At 72.9% G+C, this 20580-nt stretch carries 18 protein-coding genes; 9 read left to right on the forward strand and 9 right to left on the reverse strand.

Features of this window, described 5'->3' with window-relative positions:
• The first annotated feature begins 3 nt into the window (after nt 1–3).
• The 6 genes from HED23_RS02520 (at nt 4) to HED23_RS02545 (ending at nt 5524) form a co-directional block, all read left to right on the forward strand.
• Nucleotides 4–1344, forward strand: a complete 1341-nt coding sequence (locus HED23_RS02520) for an ABC transporter permease (protein ID WP_203181809.1) — start codon at nt 4–6, stop codon at nt 1342–1344.
• A 274-nt stretch (nt 1345–1618) separates the two neighbouring features.
• A complete protein-coding gene (locus HED23_RS02525; protein ID WP_203181810.1) occupies nt 1619–2044 on the forward strand; it encodes a hypothetical protein in 426 nt (141 codons plus the stop codon).
• Nucleotides 2045–2207: 163 nt separating this feature from the next.
• Nucleotides 2208–3263 (forward strand): hypothetical protein, encoded by a 1056-nt coding sequence (locus HED23_RS02530; RefSeq protein ID WP_203181811.1) that lies wholly within the window; start codon nt 2208–2210, stop codon nt 3261–3263.
• Nucleotides 3264–3386: 123 nt separating this feature from the next.
• Entirely contained in the window at nt 3387–3806 is a 420-nt protein-coding gene (locus HED23_RS02535) for a hypothetical protein (RefSeq protein ID WP_203181812.1), read from the forward strand.
• Between the two features lie 116 nt (nt 3807–3922).
• Nucleotides 3923–4795: a DUF4429 domain-containing protein gene (locus HED23_RS02540; protein ID WP_203181813.1), complete on the forward strand. Its 873-nt coding sequence runs from the start codon at nt 3923–3925 to the stop codon at nt 4793–4795.
• An 87-nt stretch (nt 4796–4882) separates the two neighbouring features.
• Entirely contained in the window at nt 4883–5524 is a 642-nt protein-coding gene (locus tag HED23_RS02545; RefSeq protein WP_203181814.1) for a hypothetical protein, read from the forward strand.
• An 8-nt stretch (nt 5525–5532) separates the two neighbouring features.
• Here the strand turns inward: HED23_RS02545 and HED23_RS02550 are convergent, their stop codons facing one another.
• Nucleotides 5533–5901, reverse strand: coding sequence for a winged helix-turn-helix transcriptional regulator (locus HED23_RS02550; RefSeq protein WP_203181815.1), 369 nt, complete (start codon nt 5899–5901; stop codon nt 5533–5535).
• Between the two features lie 97 nt (nt 5902–5998).
• Between HED23_RS02550 and HED23_RS02555 the strand changes: the two genes are divergently transcribed.
• Both HED23_RS02555 and HED23_RS02560 read left to right on the forward strand, forming a co-directional pair.
• Nucleotides 5999–6925: an NAD(P)-binding domain-containing protein gene (locus HED23_RS02555; protein ID WP_203181816.1), complete on the forward strand. Its 927-nt coding sequence runs from the start codon at nt 5999–6001 to the stop codon at nt 6923–6925.
• Between the two features lie 319 nt (nt 6926–7244).
• Nucleotides 7245–7886 carry a TetR/AcrR family transcriptional regulator gene (locus tag HED23_RS02560; RefSeq protein ID WP_203181817.1) on the forward strand — a complete coding sequence of 214 codons (642 nt, stop codon included), beginning with the start codon at nt 7245–7247 and terminating at the stop codon, nt 7884–7886.
• Between the two features lie 27 nt (nt 7887–7913).
• On the opposite strand, the gene HED23_RS02565 is transcribed toward HED23_RS02560, so the two are convergent.
• Nucleotides 7914–9038, reverse strand: a complete 1125-nt coding sequence (locus tag HED23_RS02565; RefSeq protein ID WP_238441818.1) for an endonuclease/exonuclease/phosphatase family protein — start codon at nt 9036–9038, stop codon at nt 7914–7916.
• Between the two features lie 322 nt (nt 9039–9360).
• Nucleotides 9361–10119 (reverse strand): GDSL-type esterase/lipase family protein, encoded by a 759-nt coding sequence (locus HED23_RS02570; RefSeq protein WP_238441819.1) that lies wholly within the window; start codon nt 10117–10119, stop codon nt 9361–9363.
• Between HED23_RS02570 and HED23_RS02575 the strand changes: the two genes are divergently transcribed.
• Nucleotides 10118–11113, forward strand: coding sequence for a WD40 repeat domain-containing protein (locus HED23_RS02575; protein WP_203181818.1), 996 nt, complete (start codon nt 10118–10120; stop codon nt 11111–11113). The two genes, HED23_RS02570 and HED23_RS02575, sit on opposite strands and share 2 nt — an antisense overlap.
• A 169-nt stretch (nt 11114–11282) precedes the next feature.
• Here the strand turns inward: HED23_RS02575 and HED23_RS02580 are convergent, their stop codons facing one another.
• From HED23_RS02580 to HED23_RS02605, 6 genes are all read right to left on the reverse strand, one after another.
• Complete coding sequence (locus HED23_RS02580) at nt 11283–11684, reverse strand: PPOX class F420-dependent oxidoreductase (protein WP_203181819.1); 402 nt, start codon at nt 11682–11684, stop codon at nt 11283–11285.
• Between the two features lie 132 nt (nt 11685–11816).
• Nucleotides 11817–13217: an RICIN domain-containing protein gene (locus tag HED23_RS02585; protein ID WP_238441820.1), complete on the reverse strand. Its 1401-nt coding sequence runs from the start codon at nt 13215–13217 to the stop codon at nt 11817–11819.
• A 36-nt stretch (nt 13218–13253) separates the two neighbouring features.
• On the reverse strand, nt 13254–17480 hold the full coding sequence (locus tag HED23_RS02590) for a hypothetical protein (protein WP_203181820.1): 4227 nt from the start codon (nt 17478–17480) through the stop codon (nt 13254–13256).
• Nucleotides 17477–18340 (reverse strand): type VII secretion system-associated protein, encoded by an 864-nt coding sequence (locus HED23_RS02595; protein WP_238441821.1) that lies wholly within the window; start codon nt 18338–18340, stop codon nt 17477–17479. The genes HED23_RS02590 and HED23_RS02595 overlap by 4 nt, the downstream gene beginning before the upstream one ends.
• Before the next feature lie 473 nt (nt 18341–18813).
• Nucleotides 18814–19746: a type VII secretion system-associated protein gene (locus tag HED23_RS02600; protein ID WP_203181821.1), complete on the reverse strand. Its 933-nt coding sequence runs from the start codon at nt 19744–19746 to the stop codon at nt 18814–18816.
• A 42-nt stretch (nt 19747–19788) separates the two neighbouring features.
• Nucleotides 19789–20562, reverse strand: a complete 774-nt coding sequence (locus HED23_RS02605; protein ID WP_203181822.1) for a type VII secretion system-associated protein — start codon at nt 20560–20562, stop codon at nt 19789–19791.
• Nucleotides 20563–20580 lie beyond the last annotated feature (18 nt).

The following is a 20580-nucleotide window of genomic DNA, read 5'->3' on the forward strand; positions in this document are numbered from 1 at the left end:
GCGATGCTGTTCCTGGCCATGCGATCGGTCCGTAAGCGCCCCGGGCGCTTCCTCGCCACGCTGCTCTCGGCGTTCCTCGGTGCCGTGATCATCATGACGTTCGGTTCCCTGCACGACACGGCGGCGGCTCCCGGGGTCGACGAGGTCAGCTCGGAGTCCATGACCGTCTCCGCGAGCGTCGTCGGCGGATACGGCTCCCTGCTCGTCTTCTTCGCCATCGCCTCCACCCTCACCGTCGCCGTCCGTCAGCGCTCCGAGGAGATCCATCTGCTGCGTTGCAGCGGAGCCACTCCTGCCCAGATCACGCGCATGGTCGTCGGGGAGTCCGCCGTGGTGGGACTGGCCGGCGCGGCACTCGCCGTCGGGCCCGCCGTGCTCGGCGGCCGGCTGCTGCTCGACCTGTTCAAGGACAGCGGCCAGGTCGCCGCGAACGTCGGCCCCGCCTTCGGCGCCATGGCGCTCGGGTCGGGCTTCGGCGTCGCGGTCCTCGCCTCCGTCGGAGCGGCGTTCCTCGCCGTACGCCGCGCCACCGCAACCGCCGTCGGAGCGCGGGGCCCGTCCCGGCGCCGGGGCCGCACCCTGGCCGGCTGCGCCGCTCTGGTGGCCGGGGCCGGGGGAGTCCTGACCACGTACGCCGTCGACAGCACCGAGGAGATGCTGATGGCCTTCCCCGCCTACGGGGCCATCCTGCTCTCCGTCGGCTTCGCCGTACTCGCCCCGTCCCTGCTGGGCGGACTCCTGGGACTGCTGCGAGGCCCGCTCGACGTGACGGGCGGCGCGGGCGGTTACCTCAGCACCCGGAATCTGCGCCGGCGCGGCGCAGAGTTGGCCGGAGTGCTCATGCCGATGATCATCTTCACCGGCGTGGCGACCGCGACCCTTTACATGCAGGCCGTCGAGAGCGACTGGGTGGCCAGGTCCGGCCTGGACAAGACCGTCGACGACAAGAACCTGGAGACCCTCAACCTGGTGGTCGTCGGCATCATCGTCGTCTTCTCCTGCATCATGCTCGTCAACAGCCTCTACGCGACCACCTCCTACCGCAGCCGCGAGTTCGGACGGCAGCGCCTCGCCGGGGCGACACCCGGCCAGGTCCTGGGCGTGGTCGGCCGGGAGGCGGTGATCCTGACCCTGACCGGTCTGGTGCTGGGCACCGTCGCGGGGATCGCGGGGATCATCCCCTTCACGATGGTCCGCACCGACCAGGTCCTGCCGGACCAGAGGCCCGGCATCTGGCTGACCGTCATCGCCATCGCCACCGTGGTCACCCTCGGCACGAGTCTCGGGACCGCGCGAAGGGCGCTCCGTACGCCGGCCATCGACGCCGTCACCGTGGCCGCGTGACGCCTAAGGCCGCCGCCACCCGCGCCCGTGCCGCTGCGGGCAGTCACCCGCAGACGTGATCGGGCGCGGGCCGTCTGCGCCGCCCCTCGGGGGTGAAGGTGAACGTACTGCGGAACGGGCCGGGCCCGGTGTCCGGCGGTGATGCGTGCCGGGCGTCGCCGCCTTACCACTTGCCGGTTCACCGGAGGGCACAACTCCGCCTCACCAGTACACAACAGTGCGCAGTCCTGCTGTGACGCTGGTCACGCCGCCTGATCGCAGCCACGCTTGGCGTATGGATCAGAGGAGTTCACCGGACCCGGCACCCTGCTGGGTCCCCGCGAGCGGGCATGCGCTCCGGCATGTCGGCGTCCACTTCGACGCCGTGCGCGTCGCCGGGGCGGCCGGCGAGCGGGTGACGTATGAGCTGTTGCAGTCGACCGGCCCTCAGGCGGGTCCGATCGTGAGGTCGGGGGTCGGCGATCGGAGCACGTACTTCCTGTTACCGCCGCAGAGTGCGGCCGCGCACCGCTGGCCGGCCGGGGCGCGGCTGATAGGGCGGGACCTGCCCCGCGACACGTACGTCGGGATTCCGGCGCTGGAGGGCAGGACGTGGCCGCTGGACTGGTACTCGCGGCCCACACGGGAGGTGCCGTTCGTGGACGCGAAACTGCTGTACGAGGCGGCAGTGGCCGTGCTGACAGGCCGAGTTGGTGCATGATCGCGGACGTCGTGGCATATGCGGAACCGCACCCCGCGCGGTGCGGTACCGTAATCGCGTCATCACGTTCCGTGCATGAGCGGTATGCGCGGGCGGCCCCCGGCGGTGCTACCAACACCGGTCCGAGGGCCTTCACCCACGAGTGGATCGGAAGTCCACCGAGATGCTTCGGCATGCTATCGCGCCCTCCCGGCGCTTCACGAAGGCTTCGCACGACGTCGTCCGCCATGCGCGGCTGACCAGCGACGCGAAGATCCTGCTCCTGGCCGTACAGGGGCTTCCCGAAGAGTGCGCCTCCCAGCCGCTCAGCGAGCACGCGCGGAAGCTCGGCATCACCGGACGGGCGTATCAGAAGTCCAAGGAACTGCTGGTCGCGCATGGTTACGTCCATGAGTGGCGCGAGCAGGGGGAGCGCGGGCGCTGGGTGACGGAGCAGCTGTTGTCCAACGTCCCCCTCACGCCGGAGGCGGCGGCCGTCCTGCGCCAGGGCCGGTCCGAGGAGCCTCCGAGTGTCCCGAAACCGACGGTCGGTGCACCGGCCGCCCGGGTGGCCGGTCATCAACTACCGGTGGATGAAGAACAAGAGAAGAACTATCCCCACCCACCCTCCGAAGCCGAGGCCGAAGCCGAGGCCGAAGCCGAGGCCGAAGCCGAGGCCGAGGCGGTGGTCGGCGGCGGAGCCGAGCCCGCGCCCGAAGCGGGGCTCGGTCCCGAAGCGGGCCTCAGCCCGGAAGCTGCGGAAGGGGAGCGCGTGCTGCTGTCGCTGCGTCATGTGCGGCGGGAGCTCTACCTCGGGGTGAAGGAGGCCAGGGGGCTCGCGGAGCTCGCCGCCCGCTGGCTGCTGCGTGGGGTGTCGGCCGGGGAGTTGCGGCGCGTGCTGACCAGCGAACTACCGTGCGACGGCGTGCGGTCGGCGGTCGGGTTCCTGAGGTACCGGCTGATGCACAAGATGCCGCCGGAGCTGCCCGTGGAGGCTGCCCCGCCGCCCGCCGAGACGCGTCCCGGCGTCCGGGAGCTGATCACGTGCACGGCCTCCGGAGCGGAGGAGGAACGGCACGTCTTCCGGCCGGTCGCCGACGAGACCGAGTGCGGGCCCTGCCGTCGGCAGGCCGCGTGGGAACTCTGGGAGAGGCAAAGGGCGCTGACGGAGGCCGAGCCCGATCCCCTGCCGTGGCGGGAACGCTTCGCGAGGATCGGCGTGTCCGGCTCCGAGGAGTGAACGGGCACCACGAGTTGGACCTCTGTCGCCTCTGTCGTCTCTGTCCGCGAGGGTCCTCCGGCGAACGGGGCAGGCCCGAACGAGGGGCGCACCGCTGGAGCACAGGCCAACTACGCTCCTGCCATGACTGCTCAGTGGTACGTCCTCATCGAGGAGGACACCCGTGTGACGCGACGGGCTGACGGCGTCGACCTGAAGCTGCACCGCTGGTCACTGGTGGCCAGGCATCCCGTCAGCGGCACGGAGGCGCAGGCCCTCGCGGCTGCCGAGGATGCGGCCCTGCACCACACACCGGCAGTTCTGGCCCGCCATGCCCGACCGGGCGACATCCCGGCCCGCAGTGCGTTCCTCACGTCCGACGGCGCGTGGGTGGTCCGGCTCGAACAACACGAACGTGAATGCCACATACGTGTGACCGTCGCCCGTCTCATGCACACGCAGGTGGAGGTGAAGGCCCCGCCGAAGACTTTCAAGGAGAAGGTCCGCCATGCACTGGAGGGCCCCGGCCCCTCACAGGGGCCTTGGGTGCCCAAAGGCGGCTGATGACCGGGCGCGGGCGCGAGGCGCCGGGTTCCGGGCCGGGTGGCCGGGGCGGTGCGTGACCCCGGCGAAGGCTTCGGCCCGTCACGAACACGGGTGCGCCTGGCAGAATCCGACGTATGGCGGACATCATCTCGCGCGACGGCACATGGAGCTTCGACGGGGAGACGGTGCGTATCGTCCCCGGCAGCAAGGTGCACCCGGTGCGGCAGGACCTGGGTGAACTGAGCGTCCCGCTGCACGCGGTGGCGGGCGTCTCGTTCGAGCCGGACCGGAAGGGCGGCCGCCTGCGACTGCGCCTGCGCACCGGTGCCTGCCCGGTTCTGCGGGCCGCGGACGGGCGGCTGAAGGATTCCGCCGACCCGTACCAGCTCGTGGTGGAGAAGGACCGCACGGGCGTGGCGGAGTACCTCGTCGACGAGATCCGCAACGCCCTGCTGATCGAGCAGGTACCCGACGGGCCGGTGGACCGCTTCCTGCTGCCGGGGCCGTCGGTGCCGGTGTCGGGCGGCGGTGGGGACGGCACGGCGTCCTTCGACGGGGAGACGGTCCGCCTCACCTGGAACTGGAAGGCGGAGGAGTCGAAGACCACGGGCGGCACGGTCAGCCTTCCGCTGTCGGAAGTGACGGGGGTGCGCTGGATACCGGCCATCGGGCTGGAGAACGGCTCCCTGCGCTTCGACCGGGGTGCCGTCGCGGCCACGACCCCCAAGTACGACCCGTACTCCCTCGATCTGTGGGGGCTGTCGAAGCGGGAGTACACCGCAGTCCTGGTCGCCGCCGCCGTGCTCGCGCGGATGCCCGTGTCCGGCGGACCCGCCACCCCGGCCGCGAACGCACCGGCGGCAGGGCCTGCCCCCGCACCGGCGGCCGACGACCACGACGTCCTGCTGCGCCGGCTGCGGGAGCTGGGCGAGCTGTACGAGGCGGGCATCCTGACGGACGAGGAGTTCGCCACCGCCAAACGAGCCGTACTGGATCGGCTCCGATAGGGCGCTCCGGTGCCGTGCCCGGCGCGGGGTCCGGCGGCCGCGCCCCGGCCCGTGGGCTCCGGTTCCGACGGTGCATGATTGCGTCCCATGGACGAGCCCCACCCCCTGCTCACCTATTTCCTGGACGCCGCCGACGGACGCTTCCCGCCCACGGACGGCCGGGTGACCGTCCTCCCACCGCTGCCGCGCGGGCTGGAGTGCTCGGTCGCCTTCACCGCACATGCCGTCGTCGCCACCGCGCTGTCCCCCTCCGACGTCCACGCCGCAGGGCCCGACGGATACGGAGGCTCCCTCGCGCCCGACTTCCTGCGTCACCTCGCGGGGAGCGAAGGGGACATCTGGACCGTGGACGCCGTGCTCGTCGCACGCGGTGTCGCGGCCCCGCCCCGGCTGGCCGAGAGGCTGGACGTCGACGACCACCCGCGCGTCCGCTACGCCCGGACCCTGCGCACCGGCGTCCGCGTCCATGGGGACGGACGTGGGCTGGTCACCCTTGCCGACGGACTCGCGGGCCGCCGGGAACTGAGCATCGAGCTCTACGACGCCTACGGCGCCGGCACAGGACGCGGCCGGTCGCTCCTGCGGGACGCGCTCACCCTCGTCCCCGAGGGCGAGCCGGTCTTCGCCGCCGTCTCCCCGGGGAACGCACGCTCCCTCCGGGCATTCCTCGCCGCCGGCTTCGAACCGTTGGGGAGCGAGGTCGTCCTCCGCCCGGAACGGCCGGCCTGAGGGCCGGTTCAGGTGGGCGACGGAGCGGCGGGCGCCGGTACGGCCCCGGGCCGAGCGCGTCCCCAGGCCGCCAGCGGCTCAAGGGCTTCGTTGAGGCGGGAGCCGTCCTCGGTCAGGCAGTACTCGACACGGGGCGGTACCTCGTCGTAGGCGACACGGCGCACGACGCCGTCCGCCTCCATCTCACGCAGGTGGGAAGCCAGCACCTTCTCCGTTATCCCTGGAACCAGTCGGCGCAGCTCTCCGAAACGGCGGCAGGGATGCTCGTGGAGCGCCCAGAGGATCAGCACCTTCCACTTGCCGCCGATGACCTCCATCGCGCTGTCGATCCCGCAGGAGTGCGCGGCCGGTGTGCCGGGCCGGTTCTGTGTCGCCATTCCCCCACCCTTCTGACGTGCTCGCTCACCACAGGGTAACCACCCACTCCGAAGTGCGTACTTGAACGCCCCGGGGGCCACGACGAGGCTGATCGACATGACACAGAACGCCGTTGAGCCGAACACCGATGCCCAAAACACCGTTGGGAAGAATGTTGTCGAGATGACCCCCGTCACCCTGCTTGGCCTGGGTGCGATGGGTACCGCACTGGCCCGCACCTGGCTCGCCGCCGGCCACCCGCTCACCGTCTGGAACCGCAGCCCGGCCCGCGCCGAGGCGCTCGCGGCCGAGGGCGCGCAGGTCGCGGACAGCGCCGCCGCGGCGGTCGAGGCGAACACCCTGGTCGTCGTCTGCCTCCTGGACGACGCCTCGGTCGACCAGGCGCTGGGCGGCGCCGACCTGACCGGCAAGGACCTGGTCAACCTGATCACCAGCACCCCTGCCCAGGCCCGCGCCCGCGCCGAGTGGGCCCGGGCGCGTGGCGCGCGCTACCTGGACGGCGGAATGATGGCCGTCCCGCCGATGATCGGTGTCCCGGAGGCGGGCGGATACGTCTTCTACAGCGGCCCGCGTGAGCTGTTCGAGCAGTACCGGGAAACGCTGGCCGTCCCGCTCGGCACCACTTACGTCGGCGAGGACGCGGGCTACGCGGCCCTGTACGACGTGGCACTGCTCAGCGCCATGTACGGGATGTTCGCCGGGACCGCACACGCCTTCGCCCTGATCCGCAAGGAGGACATCGACCCCGCGACGCTCGCGCCGCTGCTCACCGACTACGTCGTCGCGATGGCCCCCTCGGCCCGTCTGACCGCGGAACAGCTGCGGAGCGGCGACTACACCAAGGGCGTCGTCTCCAGTCTCGCGATGCAGGTGGCCGGCACGCCGACCTTCCTGAGCACGGCCGAACAGCAGGGCGTCAGCACGGAACTGCTCAGCCCTTACTTCGAGTTGATGCGCCGCCGCCTGGCCGAGGGCAGTGGCGAGGAGGACCTGACGGGTGTGGTCGACCTGCTGGTCCGCTGACCCGGCCGCTCGCCACCGATCTGCGAAGAGACCGGGCGGGCGGTCCGCCGCCTGCTCGCCGGACCCGCCTGCTCCCCGCACACGGTGTCGGCACGGTGCGAAGCGTCTCGCCGCCGTCCGGCAGCTCATGCACACCTGTGCGAGCAGTCACCGGTCCTGGGGGACTGTGCGGCAGGCGGCGCGGCGCGGGACACGTACGGCGTGAACCGCCAGGACAATGGCGCACGCGCCATCCAGAGGCGCCCGAGCCCTTACGGCCCTCGCGACCCGCTCGACCGTGGTCGTGCGCACCGGACATGGGGCAGATCAAGGAGGAGCCGTGGTGGATGTCCCGGTGGACCAACTGACCGGTGCGGTCGACGGTGCGCGTACGCGGGCCCGTGGGCAGCTCCTCGACGCCGGCCTGGAGCTGTTCGGGGTGTACGGCTACGCGCAGACGTCGGAGCAGGACCTGTGCGAGACGGCCGGGGTGCCGGAGGAGGTGCTCTGGGAGGAATTCGGTTCCCGGGAAGGCCTGTTGACGGCCCTGCACAACCAGATCACCACCAGCGGACTGCGGGCCGCGGAAGTCGCCCTGCTCTCCGAGGGGATGGACGAGTGTCCGGTGGAGCAACGCTTCCGCCGGCTCTTCGACGCGTACGTGTCGGCGGTGACCAGGGACCTGCGCGAGGCCCGGGTGACGTTCGTCGAGGTGCTGGGCGTGAGCCCGGCGGTGGACGCGCACTGCAAGCGGTGGCGTGACCTGTGGACCGACTTCCTGACCGGTGAGGCCGAGCGAGCGGCGGTGCGCGGAGAGGTGGAGGAGCGGGACCACCGGGTCGTGGTGATGGTGATGGTCGGCACGGTCCACGAACTCATGGCCCACCACGCACGCCGGCCGCGCCGGGCCAGGCCCGACGAGGTCACGGAGGAGCTGACCAAGCTGGGGCTCGCGATGCTCGGGGTCGAGAAGGCGGACTGAGCGGGGCGCCGGACACCCCGGGCACCGTCACAGCCTGATGTCCGCCGCTATCGGCAGGTGGTCGCTTCCGGTGGCCGGCAGCGACCGCACGCGGGTGACCGTCGCCGACCGGGTGAGGATCTGGTCGATCCTGGCCACCGGGAACTTCGCGGGCCAGCTGAACGCGAAGCCCGGTCCGGGCGGTTCCATCAGGGAGCTGACCGGATCCAGTCCGCGGTCGTCCAGCGTGCTGTTGAGGTCGCCGAGGAGGATCACCCGGTCCAGGGGCTCGGCTGCGACGGCCTCACTCAGGAGAGCGGCGCTCTCGTCCCGCCGTCCGGACGTGAGCCCGGTCGTCGGACCGATCCGTACCGAGGGCAGATGGGCGACGTACACGGCGACCTCGCCCCGTGGGGTGCGGGCGCTCGCGCGCAGGCCGCGGTCCCAGCCCTCCCCGACGCCCTTCGGCCTGATGTCCACGAGCCGCACACCGGTGAGGGGGTACTTCGACCAGAGTCCGACCGTGCCCCTCGTCGCGTGGTGCGGGTAGTCCGAGGACAGGGCCGCTTCGAAGGCCGGCAGGGCAGGGGCCGTCAGCTCCTCCAGGGCTATGAGGCCCGCGTCCGTCGCGGCCAACGCGCGTGCGGTGGCGGCCGGGTCGGGGTTCACGTCGCTGACGTTGTGCTGGACCACCGTGAAGGAGCCGTCCGCCGCCTGGCCACCGGCGGACAGCATGCCCCCGAAGACCGCCAACCAGGCGGCCACGGGCAGCAGGAGCGCGGCCGACGCCAGGAGCGAGCGGCGCAGCAGCGCCGTGACCAGCAGCACGGGGACGGCCAGGCCGAGCCAGGGGAGGAAGGTCTCCAGCAGACTGCCCAGGCGGCCGGGGGTGTTGGGGACCAGGCCGGGAAAGACGAGGAGGGCGGCCACCAGGAGACAGAGCAGGGCGGCCGCCCGGCCCCGCTGCAGGCTCCAGGCCCGCTTGGGCACTTCCGGCCTCCGGCTTCCGGCCCGCTCCGGTGCCTCCGGCTTCCGGCTTCCGGCCCGCTCCGGTGCCTCCGGCTTCCGGCTTCCGGCCCGCTCCGGTGCCTCCGGCTTCCGGTTCCAGGCCCGCCTGGGCATTTCCGGCTTCCGGTTCCAGGCCCGCTTCGGCGCGTCCCGCTTCTTCGTCACTCGCTCATGCTCCCCTCGGGGCGTCCCCGCGAGGCCCCGCACGACAGGGGAACGCGGCGGACCGTGCTCCGGTTCCGTCGCCGGGGGCAGCCCCTGATGCCGGTGGCCGTCCTCACGGTGGATGTCATCGGCAAGGCCGCTACGGGCGAAGGGCTTTGAGGCTGCGGCACGACGGGGACGGGCATCGCGGTACGGGAGAGCCGATCCCTCGGCAGATCACGCCGACGAGCGACGCGGCGGGCGCTCGTCGGCGGCGTGCTGCCGGACACGCACGCGATGACGCGGTTCGCCCATCTCTCGACCACGAGGCCCGGCCGGGGGATCAGGCCGCCGCCAGCGCACCCGCGTACGGGCCGCCCACGCCCCAGGCCTGGTGCATCGCGTCGGCGAAGGCTCCGGCCAGCCTGTGTTCGCCGGTGGGGCCGGGGTGGGTGCCGTCGTAGGTGTCCGTGTGGATGTCGTAGCCCGTGGGGTGCGAGACCAGCAGGACCGGGGACGAGGGGGTGTCCAGGTCGGCGACCACCTTCGCGAGCAGTGTGTTGAAGCGGTCGCACTCGGCGGCGAAGGGGGCGTCGGACTCCGCCCTGATGTTCGGTATGACGGGGAGGAGCAGCATCTTGACGCGGGGGTTCGCGGTGCGTGCCGCGGTGATGAACGCCCGTGCGTTCGCGGCCGTCTGCGTGCTGTCCGTGTAGAAGCCGAGGTCTATCAGGCCGAGCGAGACCAGCAGGACGTCGGCGCGGGTCTCCGCGACCGTCTCCGCGATGACCGGGGCCATGTGGAGCCAGCCCTCGCCCCAGCCTGCGAGGTGCCGGCGTGCGGACGCGGGGAAGGCCGCGTCGCCGTAGACGTGGGAGAGCGCGGCGTTCGCCTCGGTGTCGTACAGCTCGGTCCGTGGGCCGGTGATGGCGTAACCGCCGTCGCCGAGCGTCGCTTCGAGGTGCTGCCACATGCGGTAGCGCCAGGTGAAGTCGCCGGTCTTGCCCACGGTCATGCTGTCGCCGACGAAGAGAAAACGCATGGCGACATCATGGCCGATCACCGCTCCGGCCTGCGACGTGACGGTGGACACTTGTGCCATGAGATCGCTGCTGACCGTCTCCGCCGCCGCCGTCCTCCTGTTGCTCACGGGGACGGCACCAGCCGTCGCGGACGAGGGGGACGGGGCGGACCGGACCTTCACGATCGAGGACTCCCGGATCACCGAGTCCAGTGGCCTCGCCGCCAGCCGGATCCACCCGGGCGTCTACTGGACGCACAACGACAGCGAGGACGGGCCGTACGTCTACGCCGTCGACTCCCGGACCGGGAAGACCGTCGCGACGATCACCATGAAGGGCGTGGGGGAGCCCCGCGACGTGGAGGCGATCTCGCTCGGGCCCGACGGGAATCTGTACGTCGGTGACATCGGTGACAATCTCGACGGCTCCTGGGACCACGTCTGGATCTACCGCTTCCCCGAGCCGAAGCGGCTCGCGGACGCCACCGTGCGGGCGACACAGTTCGACGTGACGTACGCGGACGGGGCGCGCAACGCCGAGGCGCTGATGGTCCACCCCACCACGGGGCGTGTGTACATCGCCTCGAAGAACGAGGACGGCGGCGGTCTCTACGAGGGGCCGCAGAAGCTGACGGCCGGCGGGGCCAACGTCTTCCGCCGCGTGGGCGAAGTGCCGTGGGTGACGGACGGGGCCTTCTCGCCGGACGGGAAGGAACTGGTGCTGCGCTCGTACTTCAGCGCCCGGGGCTATGCCTTCGAGAACGGCCGGCTGGGTGCCGACCAGGCGGTGAGCGTGCCGCTCCAGGGGCAGTCCGAGTCGGTGACGTACACGGCGGACGGCTCGGCGATGATGTTCGGCTCCGAGGGGGAGCGAAGCGAGGTGGTGCGGGTGGAGGTGAAGGGCGGCGGCAACAGGGCACCCTCCCCGAACGGCGGGGGCGGCGGGACGTCGCCCGGCGACGGGGCGGGCGACGGGGAGGACGGCGGCTCGCACAAGGGCACCGCGACCGGGGGCACCGTGGCGGTCGTCGTCATCGTGCTGGCCCTGATCGCGGCCCGGCGCCGCCGCGGGTAGGGCGTGCCGTCCGGGTCACCCCGCGAGCCCTTCGCGGGGACGGCCGACTCGGGCTCGCGGGCCCCGGACGCCGACCGGTCGGGCAGCCACTGCGGCCGGGCAACCACTGCGGCCGGGCAGCCACTCCGGCCGGGCAGCCGCTGCGCGGTCGTCCGGGTGTGCGGCCCGCTCAGATGTCGTCGGTGACGGGACGCAGCTCGTAGTGCAGCGTGCGGTCACGCTTCAGCCGGTGGGCGAGCGGGACAGCCACACCCTGGAGCGCCGGGTACTTCCGGGAGAGGGTCCGGGCCGCGTGGGTGTTCTCCTTCGTGTCCTGCTGCAGGAGCCGCGCCCAGGCCTTCACGGGCGGTCCCGTCGGCGCGCCCCGCACGGTGCACGGGGCGATCTCCACCATCGGGTGGTTACGCATCCGGTCGACCTTCCAGGCCGAGGAGAACGTGCGGATGTAGGCGTGGTCGCCCTCGACGGCGATGCTGACCGGGGTACGGGCGGCCGATCCGTCCGGCCTGCGGCTGCTGAGCAGGACGGTGTACTGCTTCACGAAAGGCTCTAGCTCATGGATCGTCTCCATGTATTCCATGGTGCCTGAAAAGCGGGCAGAACGGTGGCGCGGCAGGAGCGTCAGGAATGAGAACGTCCCCGTCTCCACGGTGCGGCCGAGCACACCGTGGAGACGGGGACGCGGGGTTCCCGGGCCGGGCCCTCAGACGACCCAGCGGTCACCGTAACCGCAGACCTCGATCACGAGCCGGGCGTCGTTGCCCGCGCTCGCGCCTCCGGTCGGGCGCAGGCACAGGTCGTTGCTGACGGCGTTGCGGATCCAGTTCGTCCCGTCGCCTCGGGGGTCGAGCCACCAGAGCTGGTTGTCCCCGGTCGCGCTGCAGTGGAACTCGCCGACCTTCGTGCCCGCCGACCTGGCCTTGTAGTAGCCCAGGTCCAGGCACAGCCCGTCCTTGCTGTTGCGGATCAGGAAGAGCGGGGCGTTCTGAGGCCCGCCGTCCTTGTCCACGATGTCCAGGTTCCACAGCTGGTTGTCACCGGTCGTGGCGTTGCACGGGTACTGGTTGACGGGGGCGTTGATCGCGCCCTTGCCGTAACCCCCGATGTCCACGCACTGGCCGGTCACCGCGTTCTTGAGCACGGTGTTCTGCACACCGGAGCGGCCGTTGGCCCACTGACGGAGCTTCTCGGCCGCGGTCAGTTCCTTGACCACGGCCTTCTTCGTGGCCTTGGGGCTCTTGGACGCGCTCGGTGTCGGTGCGACCGTCTGCTTGCGGACGACCGGTGCGGGGGGTTCCTCCTCCCGCTCCTTCTCCTTCTCCTTCTTCTTCTCCTGCTGCTTGCTCGGTTCGGTGGAGGGAACCGGCGACTTGCTGGTGTAGGTGTCCGGAACGGAGGAGCGCTCCGTGTCCAGGACCGTACCGGCCGCGTTCTCCGTCCGGGGCCGGTCGGGCTCGCGGTCGTCCTGCCCGGCCAGGAGGAGCGGGACCGCGATCAGGAGCGCGCCCACGATGCCCGCCGCCGCCAGCATCGGCTTCTTGGGGCGGCTGCCGGGCGGGTCGCCGTCCGCGTGCGAACCGGCCCCCGAGCCACCGCTGCCCGGCGCTGCCGCCGCCGTTGCGGCGTCGGGTGAAGAGCCCTCGGTGCTCACGGTCGCAGGCGCGGCGGACGCCGCCGACACGGCAGCCGCCGAGGTGGCCGAGGAGCCGGACGCGGACGCGGCCGGTTCGGTCTCCCCTTCGGCGGACGACGCCGGGGCGCCGATGCCCCTGGCGGGACCGGTGGCCTCGCCGGCGGGCGCACGTCCCGTCCCGGGGGCCGTGCTCTCCGGCCCGTCACCCGTGGGGGCGCCGGCCGCCGGGACCTGGCCGGCCGCCGGACTGTCCGGACGGGCAGCAGTGTCGGGGGTGACGGCGGGGGATGACGCGTTCGTACGGCCACGCTGTCCGCCGCCCGGCGTCAGGGCGTCACCGGGATCGCCGGCCGCTCCCCGCATCGTCACCGCCCGGCGGACCGCCACCGGTGAACTCTCGGAGGAACCTGCTCCGGCGGATGTGCCCGACCGTGGCGGTATCCGGTTGGAAGGATCATGCTCACGTTCCATGCAATTTCCTTACTCATGTCTGGGTTCGGTGTCGCGTCACGGCCCGGCGCCCACGGCACCGACGCAGCGCTCCGGCCAGTGGCCGGTGCCCGTAGGTGTCGTCGAGCGCCCGCGCACGACATCGTCCAGCCGGGCGAGTATCGCTCGATCCGCATCGGGATCGGGCGTGGCCGCCGCGGCAGGACCGGTCAGTTCACGCAGAAAAAGCTGTAGGGCCTGGCCTTCGCGGCGGACGTCCAGGACCCGGAAGAGGGTCCCCGGGGCGAAGATCACCTCGTCGGGCCCACGGCTGTGGTCGGAGAACTGCCGTACGCGACGGCCGGCCACCGACCAGATGGCATAGCTCCCGCCCGGCATCGTCGCCATGCCGGCCGGATCGAGTGGTGTGGTGCTCAGCAGAGCCGCATCGCGCAGCAGCGTCCCTGGGCGGGGCAGCGCGCCGGAGCCCTCGGTGGCGGGGTCACCGCCCGTGCCGCGCAGCACCGCGCCCCGGTAGGACGGCAGCCGGTTCAGCGCCGAGGCCACACAGGCGCCGTACGGCAGCATGTCGGGCTCGTACTCGCGCAGGGCCCGGGTCACCGCGCCATGGCTCAACGGGCCTTCGGGAATGTGCAGGTACATCCGCAGCGCGATCAGGTCGGCGCGCGCCGCCTCCTGTTCCTTGCCGCGCAGCGCGGGCATCCGTGCGAGGGAGCGGGCGACGGCAGCGCCGTGCCGGTCCCACATACCGCCCGCGAGCGCGCGGAAGGCGGTCCGTTGCACCTCGGAGCTGCGGTGTCCCGGGTCCAACGGGACCGGAGGCAGCGGGTCCTGCGGGAGCCCGGCATCGTTGTCGGAGGTGTCACCGACGTCGTCCGGGGTCTCGGATGCGCCCCGGCCCGTGGGTGCGCCAGCAGTCGCCGGTACGTCAGGAGCCTTGGTGGAGGCCGGAGTTGCCGCCTGCTCGCCCTCTGTGCCGCTTGTCGTGCCCGTACTGCCCGGTGTCGCCGGCACGACCGGCGCATCGGGGAGGCCCGGAGGTATGGGTGCGTGACCGGGGCCCGGGCCGTCCGGCGCGGACATCGGATTCTCTGTGGAAGAGCCGCCCGGAGGGCCGGCCGGCTCCTCGGACGGCATGTCCCGGGATGCCAAGGACCCCAGGGGAGTGGGGGGCGCCGGATCGGCCGGCGCCCCGGCCTCCGTGCGCACCGGCTGCGGTGAGTGCACGTCGTCGGGCCGGTCGGGCACGTCGTCGGGCCGGCTGGGCACGTCGTCGGGCCGGCCGGGCACCTCGGTTTCGGCCGGACCTCGCGCGGAGGACGGTTCCGAACCGTCCTCCGACGGCGGGTTTCCTTCCGCCGTATGGCCTGGGGCGCCGTGGGCGCCGACACGAGGGCCGGACGTCGTCCCGGAGAGACCGGTCCGAACCTCTTCGTCGCGTTCGTCTCCTCGCGGCTCGTCGGAACCGGACCGTGAGGACCCACCGGCCTTCTCGGCTCCCGCGTCCGCCTCGGGGGGCGACATCCGGGGCGCCACGCCATCCGGCTCCGGCGCTTCGGCCGGCACCTTCACATCCGCCTCGGAGCTTGACGCATCCGCGCGCTCTTCGGCCCGCACCGGATCGGCGGCCTGCGAGGGGTCACCGGCCGCATCGGAACCGACGCCCGGCACGACGGCATCCACGCGCCCGGGGCCGTCGACCGTGTGGGGGGCAACGCGTCCCGCTGTGCGGTGGTCCGTTCCGGTGTTGTCGCCCGTTTCCGCGGCGGCGGCAGGAGCAGGGCCTTCTGCGGCCACGGGGCCGTCGACCGCGTCGGGGTCGTCGGGTATCGCTGTGTGGTGGTCCGTTCCGGTGTTCTCGCCCGTCTTCGTGTCGTCGACGGGCGCAGAGCCCGCCACGGGATCGACCGCGTCGGGGGCGTCGGCGTTTCGCGCCGGGGCCCCGGCCTCTGCTCCGGTGTCCACCCCGGAATCCGGCCGCGCGGTACGTACGGGGTCTTCCCCCGGGGCGGCGGCCCGAGCCGCTGTCCCGAGGGCACTCGCGTCGTCACGCTCCGGCGTTCCGGGCCGCTCGGCGGATTCCCGCCGCTCCGCCGGTGCCGGAACGGTCGCGCCGGCGCCGTACGCCGGTCCGCCGGCCGCTCCCGGCCTCCTGCCGCGTCCTGGCGAACCCGTCGGAACGGGGTCGTCCGACCTGCCGAAGTCCGTGGCCCATCCGTCCGGTTCCGGGGCCGCCGCCGCGCGCTTCCCGGGCGCTCCGAGCGCCTGAGCGCCGTCGGGGCGTCCGGCCGTGCCCGGGTCGGCGGCCCGTCCGGGCGTACCGGCACGCGTCGGCGCGTTCGTCTCCAACGCCACCCTGCCCGCGGCCATGGCTTCCCTCAGCTGCCGGGCACGCTCGACCCGCGCGGCCCGTCCAGCGCCTTCCGCCGGCGGCTCGGATCCGGCGGTTCGCCCCGGCTGCAACGGCCGCAACGGAAGTCCAGGCCGTTCCGGTGACTGTTCCGGCCGTCCCGACGGCTGTCCGGGCCGTCCCGACGGCTGTTCCGGCCGAGACGGCCTCGATCGGGGCCGCTGCCCCTGCTCCGGCCCACCGGCCGACGCGGCCGCCGACGCGGCGGCGCCGGCTCCCGCCGTTCCGGCCTGCTGCGGCCGCCCCGGGCCTCGTACGGGCACCGGTGACCAAGGGCTCGCCTCGGTCGGTACCGGTACGGACACGGACGCCGGCCCGCCGGGCCGTACCGTCGACGCCGACGCCGACACCGGTCCTGGCGAGGGCTGGGCCGAGGCCGACTGTGCCGGCCGGACCCGGGCCTGGGCCGTCGGTCTGGGCCGGGCCGGAGCCGGGGCGGCGTGGCGGAGGGTGCGCAGACCGTGCTGGGCCGCCAGTCGCCGCAGTTCACGTCCGCCGTCCCGGGACACGCCGTGCACATGGAGCGTCGCGCGCTCGCGCAGGGCCGGGGTCAGGGCCCTGAGCAGATCCGACAGGGCCGGCCACAGCGACGCGTCCAAGGTCTCGCCCGGCATGCCCAGCTCGATCACCGGCCCGCCCGCGTCCACCTGACGTGCCGTGGGGGACAACCGTGGGCCGCCGGCCGGACCGACCCACAGGCCTGCCCGGGTGACCGTGACCTGCCAGCGGTCGGTCAGGCCGATCACGCCCTCCTCCGGGCGCGCGGGCCCCGGCAGCGGCGGAGACCAGCGCAGCAGCCTGGGGGGCCGGGCGCGGCCTTCCTCGTCCGGCGGCCGGCACAGGACGGCGTCCACGAACGGCATCCACTTCGGCGTACCGTCCGGCGCGGACAGGACCGACCGCACGGAGTACGCCCCCAGCGGACCGGCCGCCGCGACGAGCGGCAGCCCGGACATCACCTCCACGTCGGTGCCCAGCCGGTCGGACACCGACTGGGCCAGAGGCAGTACGTCTTTCCGCCCGCCGGGCGCGAGCCGTACGCCGGACCTGACCTCCTCCGGCAGGGCGGTGAGTATCTCGGCGACCTCCTCGGCCGAGACGTCCTCGCCGTAGGGCACCCCGATCACCACGGCCGGGCGCCGGGGGTCGACGGGCACGGCGTGGTAGAGGTCGCCGGGCTGGGCAGGCGCGGCACCGGCGGGGCGCACGAGCAGCCCGGCCGGAATCTGTTCCACGACGCTCCCGCCGGCCGTGCCCGACGGCACGGCGCGCAGCGCGGGCTGCCAGGACGGCTCGGGGCTGCGCGGGCCCAACGGTTCCGGATTCGCGCCGGGGGCGAACCGCCACCAGCCGCCCGCAGGAGGTTCCCCGTCGGCGGCAGGGGCGGGAGGGACGAAGAGTGAGCCGCCGGGTACGACGAGGGGCGGCCCGTCCGGGGCCTTGACCTCGATTCCCCAGGCGTCGGCGATCCGGCGCGCGGTGGCGGGACGGTCCTCGTGGTCCTGTCCGGCACCGGTCATGACCAGCCGTACGGTGTCCGCTCCCGACTCGCTCAGTGAGTCCAGCAGCTCACTCAGCTTCGGCCAGAAGGCGGTGGTCTCCATCCCCGAGGCGCCCGCGATGACGGTCACGGTCCCGTCGTCCGTGTGCAGGCTGCGCGCCAGATCGGCGACGTCGGTCGGGGTGAGCGTGTCGTCCGAAGGAGTCCGGAGCAACAGCAGGCCGTCGTGGTCCTCGACCAGAAGCCCTTCCGCCGCTCCGTCGTCCGGATCGTCGGCGGTGGGCAGGACCTCGTCAGGCCGACGCCCGGCCTCGGCCCCGGCCTGGGACCGGCCGGCGCGGCGCCGTGCGAAGGGACCGACCCAGCGTGTCACGCCTGGGGCCCCCCGCCGACGGGAGGCACGGCGGCTTCCACGGAGGCGGAGGCACCGGCCGCGTCCGACGACCGGTCCGCCGGGTCTCCCACGCGTACCGCGTGGATGCGCGGAGTCCTCGCCCCCTCCGTCCCGTCACCGCTCACCGGCCGGGACTCGCCGCGTTCCTGGGCCGCGATCTCCTCGGCCAGCGCCTCGGTCTCCATGACCATCCCGGCGGGTCCGGTCGGGTTGACGTAGAGGGAGTGGCCCTCGGGCAGCCCGTCGACGACGTCGGCCACCGGGACCAGCCGGGCGGCGAGTGTCCCGACGACGCGGTAGTACGCGGGGCTGGTGAAGACGGGGACCACAGGTTCGCCCTGTGCCGACCGCAGGGCCGCCGGCTCGCCGTCGGGACCGATGAGGACCGCGACCTTCGCCGCGGCCAGCGAACGGAGGACTTCCCCGGCGGGACCGTAGCCGGTGACGGCGCGCTGGATGGCGGACTCGACCGGGTCGGTGGCCCTGGGCCAGCCGAGAGCCTCCGGAGAGGGGTTGTACCGAGGGTTGTCCTCCCACGCCACGATCGTGCCCGTGGAGTCCGTACGCCATCGGCCGGGGACCGACCAGTCCGGTGGTTCGCCCTCACCCGACCACGCGGCGTCGGGAACGCTCAGCCACCGGCCGGGCAGGCCCCGGGCGGCCTCGACCACTTCCGGGGGCGGTTCGGGCAGCGAACCGTCCGGGTCCTTCGCACCGTCGTCGTCCACAGCCGGCGGCCCGGCGGCGGATCCGGCCGCGATGTCCTCGGCGGCAGGGGAGGGCTCAGGCCGGGATGCGGGAGGCGTCCGGGGGATGGGCCTGTCGTCGTACTCACTCACCGGCAGGCACTCCAGAAGCAGAGGACACAGTCCATCCTTTCGAACATACCCTCATCAGTTAACAGCCTGCCGGTACCGACTTCTCAGCCGGGGTTCCCTTTTAATCACGTTCCGGAGTGCGGAAGTTGACGCCGTGTGAACACGGCATGAACGCGCTCCCGTCCGAGGGTGTCCACGCCACGAGGGGTGCTGCCCACTCGGAGAGAGACGTCGTACGCCGCCTCCGCGTTCCACCGTGCCGTCGGCGAAACGGAATCCCGGCCGCACGGGACCGGCGTACCCCACGGACCTGGAGACCGCCACGGACGGACGCGACGACCGCCACGGACGTGGAGGCCGTCATCACCCATGGTTCGTGCGTACCGTTCAAGGGTCAACCGTATACATCCGCACCGGGTTTCGTGATCGCGCCGACTCGTCGATCCGTCACCCGGCCATGGCCCCGGCACCGACCACCGGGGCCGTGGCCGGTGTCAGTCCTCTTCCGCCGCCCCGCGCCCGGGACGCCGTGGCTCCTCGGCGTCCTGCGCGTCGGTACGGGATTCCTCCCCCACCGTCCCGGACGTCGGCAGCTGCCCGGCGGTCATGAAGTCCGGCCAGTTCGCGGCCTGTCCGTCGGCCGGGAGAGCCGTGAAGGGGCCGGACGCGCCATCGGCGGGTGCGGGCTCGGGCGGCCACTCGTCGAGGTCCCCCTCGGCCGCGTACATCTCCAGCTCGGCCTTGCCCGCCCGCAGCGCGCTCGCCGTGACGAGCTGTCCCACCGGGGCGGAGGAGCTGAGGAACAGCACCTCCTTCCCTTCCGGCAGCCGGTCCAGGAGATCCGGCACGAACATCACCTCGTGCGGCGGCAGTCTGTCCTGCTCCAGTTCCGGTGAGGCCGAGAAGACGGGCACGGCCTCCGTGCCGTCCTCCGCGTCGGTCACCGCCAGACCGCCCTCACCGTCGACGCACACGGCGACCTCGGCGTCGGCGAGCATCAGGGCGAACAGGTCCTCCGAGGCGTATCCGGTGGCGACCAGTTGCGCGGCTGCGTCCACGGGGCTGACCGGCGTGGCCCAGCCGTGGGCGTCGGGTGAGGGGCGGTACTCGGCGTTCGGCTCCCACTCGACGATCTCCCCGTTCTCGTCGCTGCGCCAGCGACCGAGGCTCGCCCAGGAGGGCGGTGGCTCGCCCTCGTCACCGCTCCAGTGCCGGTCGATCACGGACAGCCAGTGGTCGGAGGCCACCTTGGCGGCCCTGATGTAGTCCTCGGGCGGCTCCCGGAAACCCGGTTGGCCCTTCAGTACGGCGGACGGGCCGCCCTGCGTACCGGAAGGTCCCGGGCCTTCGCCGGCGGGCCCGCCGGCGGTGTCCGCCTCGGCGGTGGTCTGGGGCTCGTGGTCCGGAGGACCGGAGGCGCTCGTCATGGGGGGCAACTCCATAGGTGTGCGATGGGCGGTGTGACGAGGTCAGTTGACGGGGCCGGGGGCCGGATCCGGACCGGCACCCTCTCCGTCCCGGGTGCCGGCAGGGGGCGCGGACACCGGATGCTCCGGCAGGTCCGCGCCGGCCTCGGAGGAGCGCGCGGGGTCCGACGGCCCTCCGGGCTCCTCCCCGTCACCCGTCTCCGCCTCGCGTCCGGCCGCCGCTTCGACCGCCTGACGCAGGGCGTCGGTCTCCACGGTCATGCCGACCGGTCCGGAGGGGTTGAGGTAGAGCACATGGCCTTCCGGTATCCGGTCGACCACCTCGTCCACCGGCGTCAGTTCGTAACCGAAGCGCCCGGCCGCCTGCAGGTAGGTGGGGGAGGTGAAGACGGGCACCACCGCCGCTCCGTCGGGCGAGGTCGCCGACAGCGGGACACCACCGGGGCCGAGCAGGACCGCGACCTCGGTCACGGCCAGCGCGCGCGGGACCGCTTCCCCAGGGCCGTAACCGGTGGCGGCGAGCTGGACCGCCTCGTCCACCGGGTCGGTCGGCGCGGGCCAGCCGAGTGCCTGGGGCGAGGGGCGGTACTCCTCGTTGGCCTGCCACTCCTCGATCTCGCCGCCCAGGCCGGACCTCCACCGGCCCACCACCGCCCAGTCGGGCGGCTCGCCCTCGCCCGACCACGCGGGGTCGACCATGCCGAGCCAGTGGTCGGGAGCGAGCCGGGCGGCTTCCCTGATGTCGTCGGGGACCGGCGGCAGGGTGTCGTCGGCTGCCCCGGGGACGGGCTCCCCCACGGCGGTGTTGTCGTTCATGAGCTCCTCGCTGGGACG

Origin of the sequence: Streptomyces pratensis, assembly GCF_016804005.1 — a bacterium.
GTDB lineage: Bacteria > Actinomycetota > Actinomycetes > Streptomycetales > Streptomycetaceae > Streptomyces > Streptomyces pratensis_A.